Genomic DNA, 20,206 nt, shown 5'->3' on the forward strand with positions numbered 1-20,206 from the left:
ATCAGCACCCGAGGGCCAGGGGGTGACGAGATCGGCCAGGCGCCGTACCGACATATCTACCACCGTCTTTTCGTGCCCCTGCTTCAACCTTGCCGGCTTCATCTCAGCGCAAGGTACCCCCATGCATTCGACTCGCATCAACGTGATGGGCACGCATTACGTTATAGACCACCTCGGCCATGTGCCTCGCCCCGATCGTGAAGCCAACCGCGCCATCCGCCAATGGCTCGCAAAGCAAGGCCATGACCTGGACCCGGACCAGCTCGACGTCGTTACCCTTCACTATTGCCCGGACGGCGCAGGTGGCCATCTGGCCGCAATCAGCCAGCGCACCAGCCTGACTCAGGCACTGCTGGGCAACTGGCAGGGTGAGTCTGCCAGTGACATGTTCGGCAAGCTGCTGCAAGCACCGTGGGCCGGTGCGTTACCCGCAGGCCCGATACGATTGGTGGGAACCCTCCCGCAACCCGTCTTCAATCACTACGGGGCGCCCTTCGAAGTATTCAACGGCCTATTTCGGCGCACTACCCCGCAACGCTACGACGCTTCCACCCATTTGCCGGTAAGCGCCGAAGCCTTCCAGCAGTTCATCAGCAACCTGGACTTCCAGCAGCCTTTCAAGGCGGCGCTGGATGTGTACTGGCGTGACCATCTGCACAGTCACAGGCTGGCGCTTAAGCTCAACTTCATCGCAGCCTGCAACAGACAGGTCAGCGAGGGCAGCCTCAGCGAGCCTGCACGGCAACTGGTCTGGCAAGCGGCCGGGCTGATGCCACGGCGTAACAGGCTGCGATGCAGTACCTTGAGCATCTACGGCTATGCAGCGACCGACCTGCTGTACCTGAACGACCCCGCCACCGACCTGACGGTGCTGTACGTACCTGGCAACAGCTCACCGTTGCTGACGTTCAGCAGCGAACGAGAATTGAAGGCCTGGGTTGGCGAACAATGCAAAGACCCGAACAAACGCCAGGCCCTGAAACAGCATTTTCGCCTGGCAGATTGCCCGCAAGGCCTCGACTTCAGCGGCCTGGACACTGCCATGGAGGGGCTGGGCGCCTACCCTGAACGGCACCTGCTGCCTCCCGAACACGGCTATTTCAACGACGACGGCACCTGGCCGCCGCAGACCTATGTCAACTATCGACCTACCAGGTACAACCCAAGGATCAAGGGCGACCTTTTCCAGGCATTGGCCGAGCGCCAGCGTCAGCGCAGCTACGACGACGCCGCGTTTCTGATCACGGCTGACAGCGAAGTCATCAAGGCCAGGTGGCGTGGCTACCTGGCCACTACGCTCAACCTGCTGGCGCCACTGTGCCTGGTGGTACCCGGCCTGGGGCCGCTGCTGGCCATCGGTGGCATCGCCCAGCTTGGCCTGGGGCTCGACCAGGCAATCAACGGCAAGTCACTGCAGCAACAGCAAGAAGGTATCGGCAACATCACCTGGGGCCTGTTCAACGCCTTGCCCCTGGCAGCAGGCGCTGCCGCAAGGGGCAAGGCACTGTTCGAATTCAAGGTCGAGGGTTTCGCGCCGCCGACGCGGCTGAATGAACAGATCGGCTACCCTCTGAGCCCACTCTCGCCACCGCGCTTTCCCGAGCCCGAGGGCGCAAGCTACTTCCATATCACCGACCCGATAGAGCCACTGCCTGACTGTGACCAGGCGGTTGCCGACGCAGTCATTCGTACGCCCCAGTACGATGGTGAGCCAGACACCCTGGCAGCGAACATCAAGGGCTACAACGCCAGAATGATCTACGACATGGAGCGGGATGTTTTCATTCGGGCCGAAGACCTGAACCAGGTCGACCCTGTAGGCTTCGTGGCGGTACCCGACAGCCGGAACCTGAGCCCCGCGCCGCAAGGGCGCGTGGTTACCCATGCAATGCGCAACCGCACCCTGCGGGCGCTGGGCGTGGACCTGCCATTGCCGCTACAGGTACCTGCCAGAGCGCCGGGCAGTTGGCCAATACCCAAACGCATCTCCTGCATCTGGGTCGGTGACCGGGTCATCGGCCCGGAGCTGCTGGCCAATCTGGGCCAGAACGCAGCGCAGTTGCAAGACAGCGAATACAGCATACGGTTGTTCCTTTCCAGCACTGCCCGGCACGCCTATGCCGAAAACCTGGAGCTGCTGGCCAGTCATGCTCCGGGCTTGCAAGTTCTGCCGCTGGAGGAGCAGGCCTTCTTCAGGGCTTTTCGACAAAGCAGATACTACGCGCAGTACGACGCTGCCCTGGATGGCAACGGCGGCGTTGCCAGCAACTATGCATCGGCATGCGATGTGCTGCGCTACCCGATGCTGCACCACGAAGGTGGCTTGTACATGGATGTCGATGACACCTTGCTCGCGCCAGGCGAGTACTCATTGATCATCGACGGGCAACCGGTAGGTCCCGCCGGTGAACCCATCGATCAGGTCGAACTGAGCACGGACGCCACAGGGCTGCTGCTGGTACCGCCCATGTCCAATGAAAAGATGAGCATGAACAGCCTCTACAATTCCAGCCTTATCGGCAGCCACCCCGGCAACCCCACGCTGGAGGCCATTTCCGAAGAGATGTGCGCACGCTACCAGCTCAATCGCGACTTCTACGACAGCAAGCCCAGCCTGGCTGAAGACCCGGGGAATTTCTATGAGTATGCCAGGCGCCTGAGCTACCTCACCGGCCCTGCCCTGCTCAGCGACGTGGTCGATCGGCAACTGCCGAGCCTGCGCATCCTGCGACAGCTCACCAATCTCTATGGGATGCCGCGCATCAATGCCTACCGGTTCGTCGATCTGCCACGCATGCGCGATTCCGTGCGTACGCTCCTGCCCCTGAACCGCTTCGCCACTGTCGGTGGCAACCATTCCTGGAGCCGAACATGAACCCGCGCCAACCTGTGGTCGGCGCAGCCGGCCAAGACTACGTCAAGGCAATGCTGGGTTCCGTGCCTCGCCCTGACCGCAGTGCCAGTGCAGCCATCCGCGAATGGGCCAGCCAGCAGCGGCTGGACGTGGAACCCGACAACACGCTTGCAGTGACCTTGCATTGCAAATTCGTTCCCAAGCGGGGCTGGCTGGCCAAGATCGTCCAACAAATGAGCCTGACCGAAGCGCTACTTGGCAACTGGCAGCAAAGCGGCTACTCCAAGGTTGCCGAGCAAACCGCGCAGTTGCTGCTAAGAGGCGGGACGGCCACCGTCGACCTGCTTGGTGTACTGCCAGAGCTTTCCCTGCCACACGGTCGAGCGCCCTGGGCCCAGGCCTTCAGCAATGGTCAGGTGACGATCGTCGATGAATTGCCAGGAAGTGGCCTGGACCACGACATCGATGTGCACACCGAATTCCATGGCCTTTTCCGCCAGACCGCACCCATGCGCTACGACGCCAGCACTTATGTGCAGTTCGACGCCGCGACCTTCCAGTCCTTCATCTGGCAACTCGACTTCCAGGGTGTATTCAAACGCCAGCTCGATGACTTCTGGGCCCATGCCGCCAGCCAGTACAGCGTCAGCGCGTGCATCGCATTCCTCGCTGCCTGCAACCGGCAGGCATTGCGGGGCAACCTCAGTGAACAGGGGCGCAGCCTGGCGTGGCGGGCGGCAGGCGTGGAACGCTGGCACCACGGCGCCAGCCTCAGTGCCAACGGGGTAGACGCCAGGCTGCTGAACATCAATGGCTACCCATCAAGCGACATCCTTTGCCTGAGCGATATGCGCAGCCGCCTGACCTTGCTGTACCTACCGGGCAATGCGGCGCCGTTGCATGAGTTCGCCAACCCGGGCGCGATGCGTGCGTGGCTTGCCAGGCAGTGCCGCGACGCCGACAAACGGGCGGCCCTGCTTGCCCACTTCCGGGCCTGCGATATTCCGGACAGGATTGGCCGGTCGGGGTTGCGTCGGGTACTTCAGGGCATGGGCGATTTCCCACCCCGCCAGATCATCCTGCCTGCAACCAGCGTGTATCGCCTGGCCAGGGTATGGAACCCGCATACCCTGATCAACTACAAGGCGGACACCTTCAGCCCGCGCATCGAATACAACCTGTTCGAGGCATTTACGGTGGCACAACGTCAACGCAGCCAGGCTGACGCCGACTTCCTGATCACGCGGGACAGTGAAGTGACCAAGGCCGCATGGCGCCGCTATTTCTACCTGACCATGAACCTCGCCGCACCGTTTCTGCTGGTGGTCCCCGGACTGCTACCGCTGGCTGCTGTGGCGGGGGTCGCCCAATTTACAGTGGGCTTGGACCAGGCGCTGCACGCCAAGGATCCGGACCAACAGCTCGAAGGCGCCGAGCAAGCCGTGTTCGGTCTGCTGAACGCAGCCCCGGGGCTGGCGCGCGGGGTCAAGGCGACCAAGGCGCTGTTCGGCCGACGCCCTATTGGCTTCATCAAACCGGTGAGGCTCAACGGCCGCACAGGCTACCCGCTGAGCCCGGTTTCGCCGCCGCGCTGGCCTGGGCCTGCGATGACACCCTATTTCCAGGACTTGGCAGTAGCGGGTGACCAAGTGGCCACCACCTTGCCCGGCGCGGACTCACACGTTGCCCGCTGCGTAACGCGGCGCAAGGCATTCGGCACAGGTGACGAACTGATCGGCGATGCGGGGAATGGCCCACACCCGCTGTACTACGACGCCCGACAGGACAGTTTCGTGCTCAAGTACCCCAACGGCACACGCGGCGCCCAGCACTATGTGGCCAGCGCCGATCCGCTGCAGTCCTCGATCAGCCGACTGCTGCCCGATACGGACCCGTTGCGGGAAATCAGCCCGACATCGCGCTCGCGCACGCTGCGGGCACTGGGTATCGATCTGCAGCTGCCCGTCGACCTCGATGCACTGGGGACTGCACCAGGCATACCCGTCCCCAGACAGGTATTACACATCTGGCTGGGTGACAGGATGATCGCCGGTGATTACCTGGCTGCGCTCGACAACAACGTGCAGGCACTGCGCAACAGCGATTTCACGCTCAAACTCTACCTGTCCAACGCCAACCCTCAGGCATTCGAACGTAACATGACCCTGCTGCAGCCCCGCATCGACAGGGGATTGAAGGTTGCAGTACTGGAGCAGCAGACTTTCTATCATCAATTCGCGGCAAGTGAATACTTCGACCAGTACCAGGCTGCGCTGGAAGGGAATGGCGGTGTGGCGAGCAACTTCTCCTCGGCCTCGGACATCTTGCGCTACCGCGTCCTGCACAGCGAAGGCGGCATCTACCTGGATATTGACGACCATCTGCTGGTCGAGCCGGACGCAACCGGGCAGCTGCGGGCAAAGATCGACAGCGTACCGCTCACCACGCCCCTCGACGGGCTGCTGTTGAGGAGCCCGGTGTGCAATGCGCAATTGGGCATGTATACAAGCTACAACACCAGCATGATTGGTAGCCGCGCTGGTAATCCGGTGCTGAACGCCATTTCCGACGAGATCCTGGCGCGCTACCTCACCCCGGAGGGCCAGGCGTTCTACAAAGTCCCCAAACCTCCGCGACAGCATGCGGCGGCATTCCAGGCCTATACCGAAAGACTCAACAGACTAACCGGGCCCGCGGTGCTCAACCATGTGATCGACCAACGTCTACCTGAGCTCTACACCTTCAGGCAGGTGGCGGACCTGGCAAACATGCACACCCTGAACTACGACGCGCTGCTGGATGAAGCAGCACAACGGCGTGCAGAGCTGCGGTTGCTACCCCTGGAAGAGGTCGCAATGGCCGGAAACGCTCAGGGTTACTGACGGCCGGACGGGCTTGCGCGGCCGCTGTGCCTGGGGCCGCACAAGACTCATGGCAATCAGTTGCCGCGATGCAGCTTGCTCATCAGCTCTGCCTCGGCTTGGGTCAGGCCGCAGCTTTCGGTCAGCTCGGCCACGCTGGCGCCCATGCCCACCAGCTTGGCCGCCTGGGTGAAGGTGACGTTGTGCGGGTCGCGCTGTTCCAGTTGCTGGATCTTGTCGGGCAGCGGCGCAACCGCCACGCGCAAGTCATGCAGCGCCTCGCCCATGCGCACGGTACCGTTCTGGTAATCATCCAGGCGCTTGGCCAGGTCCTTGATGCGCTGGTCACGCAGCGCGTCACCCGCTGCCTGCTGCGCAGCCAGCTCGCGCTGGCGCTTGCTGTAGTTGAGGAAAAACCACAGGCTCAGCGCCCAGACCAGCGCCAGGAAGATGACAGCAACCTCGAGGATCAACTCAGATGTTCTCCAGCTCGGACCACTCTTCCTCGGTCATCATCTTGTCCAGCTCGACCAGGATCAGCAGTTCGCCGTTCTTGTTGCACACGCCCTGGATGAACTTGGCCGACTCTTCGTTACCCACGTTCGGCGCGGTCTCGATCTCGGACTGGCGCAGGTAGACCACCTCGGCCACGCTGTCGACCAGGATACCGACCACTTGCTTGTCGGCCTCGATGATGACGATACGGGTGTTGTCGGTGACTTCAGTCGGCATAAGGCCAAAGCGCTGGCGGGTGTCGATCACGGTCACCACGTTGCCGCGCAGGTTGATGATGCCCAGCACGTAGCTTGGTGCACCCGGCACCGGGGCGATCTCGGTGTAGCGCAACACTTCCTGCACCTGCATCACGTTGATGCCGTAGGACTCATTGTCCAGACGGAAGGTAACCCATTGCAGGATCGGATCTTCGGAACCTTGTGCAGACGACTTTTTCATTCCCCTACCCTCAAAATCCGCCATAGGCGGTGTGTTCGGTTTCATTTCTGTTTGGCGTGCATCTGCTTGACCGCACCACTGGCGATCAGCTCGGCCAGTGCAGCGACGTCGAGCAGCGCACACATGTGTTCAATAACCGTGCCGGCCAGCCACGGGCGCTGGCCACGCTGGCTGCGCCACTTGATCTCGGACGGGTCCAGGCGCAGCGAGCGGCTGACCTGGTGTACGGCCAGCCCCCATTCGTAGCCCTGCACGGAAATCACGTACTGCAGGCCCTGGCGAAAATCATCGCGGTAGCGATCGGGCATCACCCAGCGCGCGGTGTCCAGCACCTTCAGGTTGCCGGCCTGGCAGGTCAGGATGCCGAGAAACCAATCCGGCTGGCCGAATAGTGGTGTCAGTTCCTGGCCGGCCAGGGTGTAGATCGAGCCCAGGCACACCAGCGGCACCGCCAGGGTCAGGCCCGCCACGTCGAACAGCAGGCATTCGAACGGCTCGGCGGCCCAGACCGGGCGGCCATCGACCGTGGCCGGGGGCACGGGTACCTGCGGCGCCGGCAGGTGTACGTCCACCAGCGGCACGGCCGCCTCCACGGTCTGCTCCTCGACCAGCACCGGGATGCTGGCCTCGGCCACCACCTCGCGCTCGACCACCGTCACTACCGGTGCCTCCACCGGCATCACCTGTGGCAGCACCGCCAGCCTGGGCTCGGCGAACGGCCGTGGTGCGGGGCTGACGGTTGCTTCGGCTGACGCCGGCCTGGCTTGCTGCAAGGCATCACGCACCTGCTCTTCGCGCACCGCTTCGGCGAACTCGTCCGCCGCCGCTGGCGCCTCGAACAGGTCTTCGGCTTCGGTGGCTTCCTGCAGCAGGCCGTCGAGGTACGACTGTAGGGCCATCTGTGGCCGCGTACTGGTTTGCCGGGTCTGGGTCATCAGGCCACCTGCGCTGCAGTCTTGTAGGTCAGCAGGTGCTTGAGCAGCGCCCTGTAGGCAACCAGCCCGCGGCTCTTGCTGTCGAATTGCGAGGGCGTGACGCCCTTGCGGCTGGCATCGCGCAGGCGCGTATCCACCGGGATGTAGCCCTGCCACACATGCTGGCCGTAGGTGTCACGCAGCAGCTTGAGCGTGGCCAGCGAGGCCTGGGTGCGGCGGTCGAACAAGGTCGGCACTATCTGGTACGGCAGCGCCTGCTTGCGCGAGCGGTTGACCATGGCCAGGGTCCCGACCATGCGCTCCAGGCCCTTGACCGCGAGAAATTCGGTTTGCACCGGAATCACCAGCTGCTGGCTGGCTGCCAGGGCATTGACCATCAGCACACCGAGCAAGGGTGGGCTGTCGATCAGGGCATAGTCGAAATCCTGCCACAGCTGCGCCAGACTCTTGGCGATTACCAGGCCCAGGCCGTTCTGCCCCGGTGACTGGCGCTCCAGCACTGCCAGCGCGGTACTCGACGGCAACAGCGAGATGCGTTCGTCACTGGTGGGCAGCAGCAGTTGCCCCGGTAGGCCCTCGGGCACCGCGCCCTTGTGCAGGAACAGGTCGTAGCAGCTGTGCTCCAGGGCATCGGGGTTGTGCCCGAAATAGCTGGTCATCGAGCCGTGCGGGTCGAGGTCGACGACGACCACGCGCTTGCCGGCCTCGGCCAGCAGGCCGGCCAGGGCGATGGTAGTGGTGGTCTTGCCGACGCCACCTTTTTGATTGGCTACTGCCCAGACTCTCATCAAGCAAACTCTATCTATTGATTTGGCAGGGACACTGCTGGGGCAACTGTCTTGCTCAACATCGGAAAGCTGGCGCGATCCCTGTGGGAGCGGGTTTACCCGCGAACACAGGCGCAGCCGGTGCCATGCACCGTGTCACCTTCTTCGCGGGTGAACCCGCTCCCACAGAGGACCGCGCTACATTCAACTACTTGGCAGCGTCGGGGAATTGACGAATCACTGCCCCGCCACCGTTGCTGGCGTTGCCGGTGCACTTTGTGTGCCAGCCCGGCGCAATGCAGCATCCGGCGTGGCATTGGCACTGCCCGAGCCAGTCAGGCTGCGGCGCACTTCGAGGTTGCGCGAAATCACCAGCACCACGCGTCGATTGCGCGCACGGCCTTCGGCAGTGTCGTTGCTGGCAACCGGCTGGTACTCGCCATAGCCGACCGAGGCCATGCGTGCCGGGTTGACCCCTTCCATGGCCAGCAGGCGCACGATGCTTGCCGCCCGAGCCGAAGACAGCTCCCAGTTGGTCGGGTACTGCGCAGTGCGGATTGGCAGGTTGTCGGTAAAGCCTTCGACGTGCACCGGGTTGGCGAACGGTTTGAGAATGCCGGCCACCTTCTCGATGATCGCAAATGCCTTGTCGCTGGGCATGGCATCGCCACTGCCGAACAGCAACGAGGAATTGAGCTCGATCTCGATCCACAGCTCATTGCCACGCACAGTCATCTGGTCGCTTTTGATCAGGTCGCCAAAGGCATCGCGCACGTCATCGCTGATGGTTTTCAGTGGGTCGATACTGGTCGCCCCAAGGCCGGCATCGGTCTGCTCGCTGTCCTTCACCAACGGCTCGGCCGGGCGCACGCTCAGCGGCCGCTCTTCACCGATGGGGATCGGCTTCATGCTGCGCTCGGGGTCGTTGAACACCCCGAGCAAGGCCTGGGAAATGACCTTGTACTTGCCCTCGTTGATCGAGGAAATCGAGTACATCACCACGAAAAAGGCGAACAGCAGAGTAATGAAGTCAGCGTACGACACCAGCCAGCGTTCGTGGTTTTCGTGCTCCTCGGTATGACGACGGCGACGCATGGGTTACTCCATGAAGCCTTGCAGCTTCAGCTCGATCGAGCGCGGGTTCTCACCCTCGGCAATCGACAGCAGGCCCTCGAGCAGCATCTCGCGGTAGCGCGACTGGCGCATGACGATGGCCTTGAGCTTGCTGGCGATCGGCAGCAGCACCAGGTTGGCGCTGGCCACGCCGTAGATGGTCGCGACAAAGGCCACGGCAATGCCGTTGCCCAACTGCGACGGGTCGGCCAGGTTGCCCATCACGTGAATCAGGCCCATCACCGCACCGATGATGCCGATTGTCGGCGCGTAGCCGCCCATGCTCTCGAACACCTTCGCGGCCTGGATATCACGGCTTTCCTGGGTCAGGAAGTCGACTTCGAGGATGCTGCGGATGGCCTCCGGCTCGGCACCATCCACCAGCAGCTGCAGGCCCTTGCGCGCATAAGGGTCAGGCTCGCTGTCAGCCACCCCTTCCAGGCCCAGCAGGCCTTCCTTGCGCGCGGTCAGGCTCCAGTTGACGACGCGGTCGATCCCGCCCGCCAGGTCGACCCGTGGCGGAAACAGGATCCAGCGCAGAATCTGCAAGGCACGCTTGAACGACGACAGCGGCGACTGCAGCAAGGCCGCCGCCAGGGTGCCGCCCAGCACGATCAGTGCCGCCGGGCCATTGATCAGGGCGCCGACATGGCCGCCTTCGAGGAAGTTGCCACCGACGATGGCGACAAACGCGAGGATCAGGCCGATCAGGCTGAGCACGTCCATCAGACGCACGCCTCCACCAGGTGCTTGCCGATTTCGTCCAGGCTGTACACCGCGTCGGCCAGGTTGGCCTTGACGATGGCCATGGGCATGCCATAGATCACGCAGCTGGCTTCATCCTGGGCCCAGACCGTGCTGCCGCCCTGCTTGAGCAGGCGCGCCCCTTCACGACCATCGGCACCCATGCCGGTAAGCACCACCGACAGCACCTTGTCGCCATACGACTTGGCCGCCGAGCCGAAGGTGATGTCCACGCACGGTTTGTAGTTCAGACGCTCGTCACCGGGCAGGATTTTCACCGCGCCACGGCCGTCGATCATCATCTGCTTGCCACCTGGGGCCAGCAGGGCCAGGCCCGGGCGCAGCATGTCGCCGTCCTCGGCTTCCTTGACGCTGATGCGGCACAGCTTGTCCAGGCGCTCGGCAAAGGCCTTGGTGAACGCCGCCGGCATGTGCTGGATCAGTACGATCGGCGCCGGGAAGTTGGCCGGCAGCTGGGTCAGCACCCGCTGCAGGGCGACCGGGCCGCCCGTGGAGGTACCGATGGCCACCAGTTTGTATGGCTTGCGCTTGGGTGCCGGCGAATGCGCTGGCGCCGCTGCCGGGGCCGCTGCACGGGCAGGCGCAGGCGTGCGCGCCGCTGCCGGGCTGGCGAAACTGCTGGCAGCTGCGTGACCGCTGCCTGCTGGCGCGGGTACGGGTGCGGCAACCGGCGCATGGCTGGCGTAGCTGCCAAAACGGCGGTTGCTGCGGGAAATGGTATGCACCTTCTCGCACAGCAGTTGCTTGACCTTGTCGGGGTTGCGCGAGATGTCCTCGAAGTTCTTCGGCAGGTAATCCACCGCACCGGCATCCAGCGCATCGAGGGTGACACGGGCGCCTTCATGGGTCAGCGACGAGAACATCAACACCGGCGTCGGGCAGCGCTGCATGATGTGCCGCACCGCGGTGATGCCGTCCATCATGGGCATTTCGTAGTCCATGGTGATGACATCGGGCTTCAGCGCCAGCGCCTGGTCGATTGCTTCCTTGCCGTTGGTCGCGGTACCCACTACCTGGATCGTCGGATCCGCCGAGAGGATTTCCGAGACGCGGCGGCGGAAGAAACCGGAATCATCCACCACCAGGACCTTGACTGCCATAAACACTCCATTAGGCGGCGCAACCCGCCAGGGTGCGCCACCGAAATCAAATACGCCGCGCGGCGTAACGCTTGAGCATGCTCGGGACGTCGAGAATCAACGCGATGCGACCGTCGCCGGTGATGGTGGCCCCGGACATGCCCGGGGTGCCCTGCAGCATCTTGCCCAGCGGCTTGATTACCACTTCTTCCTGGCCAACCAGTTGATCGACGACAAAGCCGATGCGCTGGGTGCCGACCGACAGGATCACCACGTGGCCCTCGTGCTGCTCTTCGTGCACCTGGCCCTGGACCAGCCAGCGCTTGAGGTAGAACAGCGGCAGCGCCTTGTCGCGTACGATCACCACTTCCTGGCCGTCGACCACGTTGGTGCGCGACAGGTCGAGGTGGAAGATCTCGTTGACGTTGACCAGCGGGAAGGCAAACGCCTGGTTGCCCAGCATCACCATCAGGGTGGGCATGATCGCCAGGGTCAGCGGCACTTTGATGACGATCTTCGAGCCTTGGCCCTTGGCCGAGAAGATGTTGATCGAGCCGTTGAGCTGGGAGATCTTGGTCTTCACCACGTCCATGCCCACACCACGACCGGACACGTCGGAAATCTCGGTCTTGGTCGAGAAGCCCGGGGCGAAGATCAGGTTGTAGCAGTCCGACTCGCTCAGGCGCTCGGCGGCATCCTTGTCCATCAAGCCCTTTTCCACGGCCTTGGCGCGCAGGATGTTGGGGTCCATGCCCTTGCCGTCGTCAGAGATCGACAACAGGATGTGGTCGCCTTCCTGCTCGGCCGACAGCACCACGCGGCCGGTACGCGCCTTGCCGGAGGCTTCACGCTCCTCGGGCATCTCCACGCCATGGTCGACGGCGTTGCGCACCAGGTGCACCAACGGGTCGGCCAGCGCCTCGACCAGGTTCTTGTCGAGGTCGGTCTCTTCGCCGACCAGCTCCAGGTTGATTTCTTTCTTGAGCTGGCGGGCCAGGTCGCGCACCAGGCGCGGGAAGCGGCCGAAGACTTTCTTGATCGGCTGCATGCGGGTTTTCATCACCGCAGTCTGCAGGTCGGCAGTGACCACATCGAGGTTGGACACGGCCTTGGACATGGCCTCGTCACCGCTGTTAAGGCCCAGGCGCACCAGACGGTTACGCACCAGCACCAGCTCGCCGACCATGTTCATGATCTCGTCCAGGCGCGCGGTATCAACCCGCACAGTGGTTTCCGCTTCGCTGGCGCCATGCTTGTCGGCGGCCGGGGCCGGGGCGCGGGGTGCTGCGGCAGGTTTGCTGGCAGGCGCCGGCGCCGGTGCCGGAGCAGCAGCTGCTGGCTTGGCCACGGGCGGGCTGTCGGCCTTGGCCGCAGCCGGCGCTTGCACCTTGGTTGCAGCCGGGGCTTCGACGGCGGCCACATCGCCGCCAAACTTGCCTTTGCCGTGCAACTGGTCCAGCAGCGCCTCGAACTCGTGCTCGCTGATTTCATCGCTGGCTGCACTGGTGTCAGTTGCAGCAGGCGCCGGCGCCTTGGCAGCGGGCAAGGCATCGGCCTGGAAGGTACCCTTGCCATGCAACTGGTCCAGCAGTGATTCGAATTCGGCGTCGGTAATTTCGTCGCTGGCCACTTCCGGCGCGCTGGCAACCGGCTGCGCGGCAACCTCGGCGCTGAACTGGCCTTTGCCGTGCAACTGGTCGAGCAGCGACTCGAACTCGGCGTCGGTGATTTCGTCACCTTCACCGCTCACGGTCTCGCCCTGCATCTGCTCGTCGGCCGCAGCTTGCGCCTTGACCGCATCGAGCGAATCGAGCAGCTGTTCGAACTCGCTGTCGGTGATGTCCTGCTCCTCGGCAGGCGCTTCGGCAACCGGTGCCGGTGCTGCGGCGGCAGGCGCTTCAACGGCCACGGCGCCCCCCGGCTCGGCCAGGCGCGACAGCGCCGCCAAAAGCTCGGGGGTAGCCGGGGTCACTTCGGTGCGCTCGCGCACCTGGCCAAACATGCTGTTGACCGTATCCAGTGCCTCGAGCACCACATCCATCAGTTCCGCGTCGACCCGGCGCTCACCTTTGCGCAGGACATCGAACACGTTCTCGGCGATATGGCAGCACTCCACCAGCTCGTTCAGCTGAAGGAAGCCGGCGCCCCCTTTTACAGTGTGGAAACCGCGAAAGATCGCATTGAGCAGGTCGGCATCGTCGGGCCGGCTTTCCAGCTCGACCAGTTGCTCGGACAGTTGCTCAAGAATTTCGCCGGCTTCTACCAGGAAATCCTGGAGGATTTCTTCATCGGCGCCGAAGCTCATCAAACGTGCTCCTTAAAAACCCAGGCTGGACAGCAGATCATCGACATCGTCCTGACCGGACACAACGTCTTCACGCTTATCGGCATGAATCTGCGGACCTTCACCCCGAGTCGGATGTTTTTCTCGATCTTTTTCTGCGCGCAGCTGATCGTGGTCATGCTGGATGCCCGCGAAGCGGTCGACCTGGCTGGCCATCAGCACCAGTTTGAGCAGGTTGCTTTCCACCTCGGTGACCAGGGTGGTGACGCGCTTGATCACCTGGCCGGTCAGGTCCTGATAGTCCTGGGCCAGCAGAATGTCGTTGAGGTGCCCGGCGACCTTGCGGTTGCCCTCGGCGCTGTGCGTCAGGAAACTGTCGATGCGTTTGACCAGGTCACGGAACTCCGGCGCAGCCACTTCACGGCGCATGAAACGCTGCCAGTCGGCGCTCAGTGCATGTGCCTCGCTGGCCAAATCGTTGAGCACCGGGGTGCTTTCCTCGACCAGGTCCATGGTGCGGTTGGCCGCGCCCTCGGTAAGCCTGACCACGTAAGACAGGCGCTCGGTGGCGTCGGTAATCTGCGACACCTCCTCGGCCTGCGGCATGGTCGGGTCGATCTGGAAACTGACGATGGCACTGTGCAGCTCGCGGGTCAGCTTGCCGACTTCCTGGTACAGGCCGCGGTCGCGGGTCTGGTTCAGCTCATGAATCAGCTGCACCGCCTCGCCGAAACGGCCCCGCTCCAGGCTTTCGACCAGCTCCTGGGCATGCTTCTTCAGGGTCGATTCGAACTCGCCCAAAGACGTTTGTGATGAATCCATGGCGCGCCCCCTGACGTGACTCAGCCGTTGACGCGTTCGAAGATCTTCTCGATCTTTTCTTTGAGCACCTGGGCGGTGAACGGCTTGACCACGTAACCATTGACGCCGGCCTGGGCCGCTTCGATGATCTGGTCGCGCTTGGCTTCGGCGGTCACCATCAGTACCGGCATGCTCTTCAGCTTGTCGCTGGCACGCACTTTACGCAGCAGGTCGATGCCGGACATGCCAGGCATGTTCCAGTCGGTCACCAGGAAGTCGTAGTGGCCGTTCTCCAGCATCGGCAGCGCCGTGGTGCCGTCATCGGCTTCTTCGGTGTTGGTGAAGCCCAGGTCACGCAACAGGTTCTTGATGATCCGCCGCATCGTCGAAAAGTCGTCAACGATGAGGATTTTCATGTCTTTGTTCAAGTAGACCTCCAAGCAGTCTCAAACGCGCTCGGCCCCGAGCGCGCATTCACAATTCGGTACAACGTAGAAAACGACTGCAACGACAGCGGGCTCAACGCGCCCGCCATTCCCCCAGGCGGCTGCGCAGGCGCGCGGCACACTGGCTGTGCAACTGGCTGACCCGCGACTCGCTGACCCCCAGCACCTCACCGATTTCCTTGAGGTTCAGCTCTTCGTCGTAGTACAGCGCCAGCACCAGGCGCTCACGCTCCGGCAGGTTGGCGATGGCCTCGGTCAGGGCGACCTGGAAGCGCTCGTCCTCCAGGCCACGCGCAGGTTCTACCTGGCCACTGGCACCATCCTCATGCAGCCCTTCGTGCTCGCCGTCCTGCAACAGGTCGTCGAAGCTGAACAGGCGGCTGCCCAAGGTATCGTTCAAGATCCCGTAGTAATCATCGAGACTCAATTGGAGTTCGGCAGCAACTTCATGATCTTTAGCGTCACGTCCGGTTCTGGCTTCAACCGCACGCATCGCGTCGCTGACCATGCGGGTGTTGCGGTGCACCGAACGCGGTGCCCAGTCGCCCTTGCGCACTTCATCGAGCATGGCCCCGCGAATGCGGATGCCGGCGTAGGTTTCAAAGCTGGCGCCCTTGCTGGCGTCGTATTTGTTGGCTACTTCCAGCAGGCCGATCATGCCGGCCTGGATCAGGTCCTCGACCTGCACGTTGGCCGGCAACCGCGCCAGCAGGTGGTAGGCAATGCGCTTGACCAGCGGGGCGTAGCGTTCGATCAGCTCGTACTGGGCGTCTTTCGACGCTCGGCTGTACATCTTGAAACCGCTGGCGTTCATAGCACTGGACCCGCGCTGGTGGGTTGCACCAGACGCTCGACAAAGAACTCCAGATTGCCACGCGGGTTGGCCGGCAGCGGCCAGCTGTCGACCTTCTGGGCTATCGCCTTGAAGGCCAGCGCGCACTTGGACCGTGGGAAAGCTTCGTACACGGCACGCTGCTTCTGCACCGCCTTGCGCACGCACTCGTCATACGGCACAGCACCCACATACTGCAGGGCAACGTCGAGGAAACGGTCGGTGACCTTGGTCAGCTTGGCGAACAGGTTACGGCCTTCCTGCGGGCTCTGCGCCATGTTGGCCAGCACGCGGAAACGGTTCATGCCGTAGTCGCGGTTGAGCAGCTTGATCAGGGCGTAGGCGTCGGTGATCGAGGTGGGTTCGTCGCATACCACCAGCAGCACCTCCTGTGCCGCGCGGACGAAGCTGACCACCGAATCACCGATACCCGCCGCGGTGTCGATCACCAGCACGTCGAGGTTGTCGCCAATTTCGCTGAACGCCTGGATCAGCCCGGCATGCTGGGCCGGGGCCAGGTGCACCATGCTCTGCGTGCCCGAGGCAGCCGGTACGATGCGCACACCACCGGGGCCCTGCAACATCACGTCGCGCAATTCGCAGCGCCCTTCGATGACATCGGCCAGGGTCCGCTTGGGGGTAAGGCCCAGCAGCACGTCGACATTGGCCAGGCCCAGGTCGGCGTCGAGCAGCATGACCCTGCGGCCAAGCTCGGCCAGCGCCAGGGACAGGTTCACTGAAACGTTAGTCTTGCCGACGCCACCTTTGCCACCGGTCACGGCGATCACCTGTACGGGATGCATGCTACCCATGTCTGTTCTTTACCTTGTCTCGCTGGGACTCAGGCCACACGTAGGGCAATTCTGCGTACCCTTTGGCATAGCTACCTTGCACACACTTCATCATCAACCCGCTCGCCGTGGGTTGTGATAGAGATCAGCGAACATGTCGGCCATGGCCTCTTCGCTGGGCTCGTCCTGCTGCTGCACATTGACCGCGCGGGTGACCAACTGGTGCCCCCGAGGCAGGTGCAGGTCGTCAGGAATGCGCGGCCCATCGGTCAGGTAGGCCACTGGCAGTTCATGACTGATGGCAAGGCTCAGCACATCGCCAAGGCTCGCCGTTTCATCGAGTTTGGTCAGGATGCAACCAGCCAGGCCGCAGCGCTTGTAGCTGTGGTAGGCAGCAGTCAGCACCTGCTTCTGGCTGGTGGTGGCCAGCACCAGGTAGTTCTTCGCGGCAATGCCACGCCCGGCCAGGGTTTCAAGTTGCATGCGCAGGGCCGGGTCACTGGCCTGCAGGCCAGCGGTATCGATCAGCACCACGCGCTTGCGCAGCAGCGGCTCCAGCGCCGCGGCCAGCGACTGGCCCGGGTCGACGTAGGTCACAGGCACGTTAAGGATGCGGCCCAGGGTCTTGAGCTGCTCCTGGGCGCCGATGCGGAAGCTGTCCATGCTCACCAGCGCCAGGTTCTGCGCGCCGTACTTGAGCACGTAGCGGGCGGCCAGCTTGGCCAGGGTGGTGGTCTTGCCCATGCCGGCCGGGCCGACCATGGCGATCACCCCACCCTCTTCGATCGGCTCGACCTCGGGGATTTCGATCATCCGCGCCAGATGCGCCAGCAACATGCGCCAGGCCTGACGTGGCTCGTCGATCTCGGCGGTCAGGTCCAGCAGCTCACGGGCGATCGGCCCGGACAGACCGATGCGCTGCAGCCGGCGCCAGACGGTGGCCTGCTGCGGCTTGCTGCCTTGCAGCTGGTTCCAGGCCAGCGAGCCGAGCTGCACTTCCAGCAGCTCGCGCAGGCCCGAAAGCTCGGAGCGCATGGCATCGAACAGGCGCGGATCGACCGGCGCCGACGCAGGGGCTGGCGCAGCGGCCTCGGGCGCATCGATGTGCGGTTCGACCAACGGCTCGGCGGCGGTCAGCGACTGCCCGGCGAACAATTGGCGGTTGTTGTCGCTGCTGTCCTGACGATGATCCAGTTCGGCCTGGGCAGTGGCGATGCGCGTATGGGTCTTGCGCAGCTCTTCTTCCAGTTCGGCGTTGGGCACACGCGGGGCCAGGGCAGACAGCTTGTAGTCCAGCGCGGCCGTCAGTTCGACACCGCCGGCGATGCGACGGTTGCCGATGATGGCGGCATCGGCGCCCAGCTCATCACGGACCAGCTTCATGGCCTGACGCATATCGGCGGCGAAAAATCGCTTAACTTGCATTATCCCCTACCTCAGCCGTTAGGGCCCACGGTGGCAACGATGGTGACTTGCTTGTTGTCCGGTATTTCCTGATACGCCAGAACATGCAAATTCGGTACAGCCAGACGACCGAAACGCGACAGCATGGCGCGGATCGGGCCGGCGACCAGGAGGATGGCCGGTTGGCCCTGCATTTCCTGGCGCTGGGCCGCCTCGATCAACGAACGCTGCAGCTTCTCGGCCATGCTCGGTTCCAGAAGAACACCGTCTTCCTGACCTTGCCCGGCCCTTTGCAGACTATTGAGCAAAATCTGTTCCAACCTTGGCTCCAGGGTAATCACTGGCAGCTCCGACTCAACGCCGACAATGCTTTGCACGATGGCGCGACACAATCCGACGCGCACCGCCGCCACCAGCGCGGCGGTATCTTGACTCTTGCCGGCGTTGTTAGCGATCGCCTCGGCGATACTGCGGATATCGCGTACGGGCACCTGTTCCGACAACAGCGCCTGCAGCACCTTGAGCAGGCCCGACAACGAAATGACACCCGGCACCAGCTCTTCTGCAAGTTTAGGCGATGCCTTGGCCAACACCTGCAGCAGTTGCTGGACCTCTTCATGGCCGATCAGTTCGTGGCAGTGCTTCTGCAGAATCTGGTTCAGGTGCGTAGCCACCACGGTACTGGCATCGACCACGGTGTAGCCCAGCGACTGCGCCTGGGAACGCTGGCCGACATCAATCCACACGGCCTCCAGGCCGAACGCCGGATCGCGTGCGGCAATGCCGTTGAGAGTACCGAACACCTGCCCCGGGTTGATTGCCAGTTCGCGATCCGGGTAGATCTCGGCTTCGGCCAGGATCACCCCCATCAGGGTCAGGCGATAGGCGCTGGGCTGCAGGTCAAGGTTGTCGCGGATGTGCACGGTGGGCATGAGGAAGCCCAGGTCCTGCGACAGCTTCTTGCGCACGCCCTTGATTCGCGCCAGCAATTGGCCACCCTGGTTGCGATCGACCAGCGGGATCAGCCGGTAGCCGACCTCCAGGCCAATCATGTCGATCGGCGTGACGTCATCCCAGCCCAGCTCCTTGGTTTCCAGCGCGCGTTGTGGCGATGGCAGCAGGTCCTGCTGGCGCTGCGCTTCCTGCAGCGCCTGCGCCTTGGCCTTCTGCTGCTTCTTCCACACCAGGTACGCGCCACCACCGGCCAGCAGGCCAAGGCTGAGGAAGGCCACGTGCGGCATGCCCGGCACCAGGCCCATGACGATCATCAGCGCGCCGGACACCGCCAGAGCCTTGGGCGAATCGAACATCTGCCGGTTGATCAGCTTGCCCATGTCCTCGGAGCCCGAGGCGCGGGTAACCATGATCGCGGCAGCGGTCGACAGCAGCAGTGATGGCAATTGCGCCACCAAACCGTCACCGATGGTCAGCAAGGCGTACACCTTGCCGGCATCGCCAAAGCTCATGCCGTGCTGCAGCATGCCGATCAGCATGCCGCCGATCAGGTTGATGAACAGGATCAGCAAACCGGCGATGGCGTCACCGCGAACGAACTTGCTGGCACCGTCCATCGAACCGTAGAACTCGGCCTCCTGCGCCACTTCGGCACGACGGTGCTTGGCCTGGGCCTGGTCGATCAGGCCGGCGTTGAGATCGGCGTCGATGGCCATCTGCTTGCCGGGCATGGCGTCGAGGGTGAAACGCGCGCTCACCTCCGAGATACGCCCGGCACCCTTGGTCACCACCACGAAGTTGATGATCATGAGGATGGCGAACACCACGGCACCGACCACGTAGTTACCGCCGATCACCACCTCGCCGAAGGCCTGGATCACCTTGCCGGCGGCGCCATGGCCCTCCTGGCCATGCAGCATCACCACCCGGGTGGAAGCCACGTTCAGGGCCAGGCGCAACAGCGTGGCCACCAGCAGGATGGTAGGGAACGCAGCGAAGTCGAGCGGGCGCAGGGCGTAGACGCAGACCAGCAGGACCACGATCGACAGGGCGATGTTGAAAGTGAAGAACACATCGAGCAGGAACGGCGGTATCGGCAACATCATCATTGCCAACATCACCAGCAGCAACAGCGGTACACCCAGGTTGCCCCGACCGAGCCCGGCCAGGTTGTTACGGGCGTTGCTGATTAACTGAGTGCGATCCACCGCGAGTCCTCTTGATGCAAAACTTTGACGCACAGGGGGCGCCTGGCGCTGGCTTTGCAAGAAGCTTTCCAACTTTGCTCGATGGGGGATTTATGTTGCCTGTTCCGGCCTCTTCGCGGGTGAACCCGCTCCCACAGGGACCGCAGCAGAGGACCTGT

16 protein-coding genes are annotated in these 20,206 nt (G+C 63.3%); 2 read left to right on the forward strand and 14 right to left on the reverse strand.

The genetic code is table 11. The annotated features are described in order from the left end of the window. Nucleotides 1-121 precede the first annotated feature (121 nt). Both KDB76_RS20550 and KDB76_RS20555 read left to right on the forward strand, forming a co-directional pair. Nucleotides 122-2,875: a DUF6543 domain-containing protein gene (locus tag KDB76_RS20550; protein WP_023663285.1), complete on the forward strand. Its 2,754-nt coding sequence runs from the start codon at nt 122-124 to the stop codon at nt 2,873-2,875. After that, the gene (locus KDB76_RS20555; protein ID WP_038410033.1) at nt 2,872-5,736 is read left to right on the forward strand and encodes a DUF6543 domain-containing protein; all 2,865 of its coding nucleotides are present in this window, start codon (nt 2,872-2,874) and stop codon (nt 5,734-5,736) included. Before KDB76_RS20550 ends, KDB76_RS20555 begins: the two co-directional genes overlap by 4 nt. Nucleotides 5,737-5,792: 56 nt before the next feature. Here the strand turns inward: KDB76_RS20555 and KDB76_RS20560 are convergent, their stop codons facing one another. The 14 genes from KDB76_RS20560 to flhA all read right to left on the reverse strand — a co-directional run bounded on the left by KDB76_RS20560 (nt 5,793) and on the right by flhA (nt 20,048). Continuing rightward, entirely contained in the window at nt 5,793-6,188 is a 396-nt protein-coding gene (locus tag KDB76_RS20560; RefSeq protein ID WP_015271199.1) for a DUF2802 domain-containing protein, read from the reverse strand. A gap of 1 nt (nt 6,189) precedes the next feature. Continuing rightward, a complete protein-coding gene (locus KDB76_RS20565; protein WP_003254393.1) occupies nt 6,190-6,669 on the reverse strand; it encodes a chemotaxis protein CheW in 480 nt (159 codons plus the stop codon). 41 nt (nt 6,670-6,710) lie between these two features. Then, nucleotides 6,711-7,604, reverse strand: a complete 894-nt coding sequence (locus tag KDB76_RS20570) for a CheW domain-containing protein (RefSeq protein ID WP_013973577.1) — start codon at nt 7,602-7,604, stop codon at nt 6,711-6,713. After that, on the reverse strand, nt 7,604-8,392 hold the full coding sequence (locus KDB76_RS20575; protein ID WP_013973578.1) for a ParA family protein: 789 nt from the start codon (nt 8,390-8,392) through the stop codon (nt 7,604-7,606). The genes KDB76_RS20570 and KDB76_RS20575 overlap by 1 nt, the downstream gene beginning before the upstream one ends. A 216-nt stretch (nt 8,393-8,608) precedes the next feature. Further along, entirely contained in the window at nt 8,609-9,466 is an 858-nt protein-coding gene (gene motD / locus KDB76_RS20580; protein WP_013973579.1) for a flagellar motor protein MotD, read from the reverse strand. 3 nt (nt 9,467-9,469) lie between these two features. After that, on the reverse strand, nt 9,470-10,210 hold the full coding sequence (locus KDB76_RS20585; RefSeq protein ID WP_013973580.1) for a flagellar motor protein: 741 nt from the start codon (nt 10,208-10,210) through the stop codon (nt 9,470-9,472). Further along, nucleotides 10,210-11,349, reverse strand: a complete 1,140-nt coding sequence (locus KDB76_RS20590; RefSeq protein WP_013973581.1) for a chemotaxis response regulator protein-glutamate methylesterase — start codon at nt 11,347-11,349, stop codon at nt 10,210-10,212. The genes KDB76_RS20585 and KDB76_RS20590 overlap by 1 nt, the downstream gene beginning before the upstream one ends. A gap of 46 nt (nt 11,350-11,395) precedes the next feature. Further along, entirely contained in the window at nt 11,396-13,633 is a 2,238-nt protein-coding gene (locus tag KDB76_RS20595) for a chemotaxis protein CheA (protein ID WP_038410034.1), read from the reverse strand. Nucleotides 13,634-13,645: 12 nt separating this feature from the next. Beyond that, nucleotides 13,646-14,434: a protein phosphatase CheZ gene (locus tag KDB76_RS20600; RefSeq protein WP_023663318.1), complete on the reverse strand. Its 789-nt coding sequence runs from the start codon at nt 14,432-14,434 to the stop codon at nt 13,646-13,648. 20 nt (nt 14,435-14,454) lie between these two features. After that, on the reverse strand, nt 14,455-14,829 hold the full coding sequence (locus tag KDB76_RS20605; RefSeq protein ID WP_023663319.1) for a chemotaxis response regulator CheY: 375 nt from the start codon (nt 14,827-14,829) through the stop codon (nt 14,455-14,457). Between the two features lie 103 nt (nt 14,830-14,932). Beyond that, nucleotides 14,933-15,673 (reverse strand): RNA polymerase sigma factor FliA, encoded by a 741-nt coding sequence (gene fliA, locus KDB76_RS20610; RefSeq protein WP_013973585.1) that lies wholly within the window; start codon nt 15,671-15,673, stop codon nt 14,933-14,935. Further along, a complete protein-coding gene (gene fleN / locus KDB76_RS20615) occupies nt 15,670-16,503 on the reverse strand; it encodes a flagellar synthesis regulator FleN (protein ID WP_038410035.1) in 834 nt (277 codons plus the stop codon). The genes fliA and fleN overlap by 4 nt, the downstream gene beginning before the upstream one ends. Nucleotides 16,504-16,596: 93 nt before the next feature. After that, nucleotides 16,597-17,907 carry a flagellar biosynthesis protein FlhF gene (gene flhF, locus KDB76_RS20620; RefSeq protein WP_013973587.1) on the reverse strand — a complete coding sequence of 437 codons (1,311 nt, stop codon included), beginning with the start codon at nt 17,905-17,907 and terminating at the stop codon, nt 16,597-16,599. Nucleotides 17,908-17,918: 11 nt separating this feature from the next. Further along, a complete protein-coding gene (gene flhA / locus KDB76_RS20625) occupies nt 17,919-20,048 on the reverse strand; it encodes a flagellar biosynthesis protein FlhA (RefSeq protein ID WP_013973588.1) in 2,130 nt (709 codons plus the stop codon). Between the last annotated feature and the right edge of the window lie 158 nt (nt 20,049-20,206).

The organism is Pseudomonas sp. JS425 (assembly GCF_018223845.1).
In the GTDB taxonomy this organism is placed as follows: Bacteria; Pseudomonadota; Gammaproteobacteria; order Pseudomonadales; family Pseudomonadaceae; genus Aquipseudomonas; species Aquipseudomonas asiatica.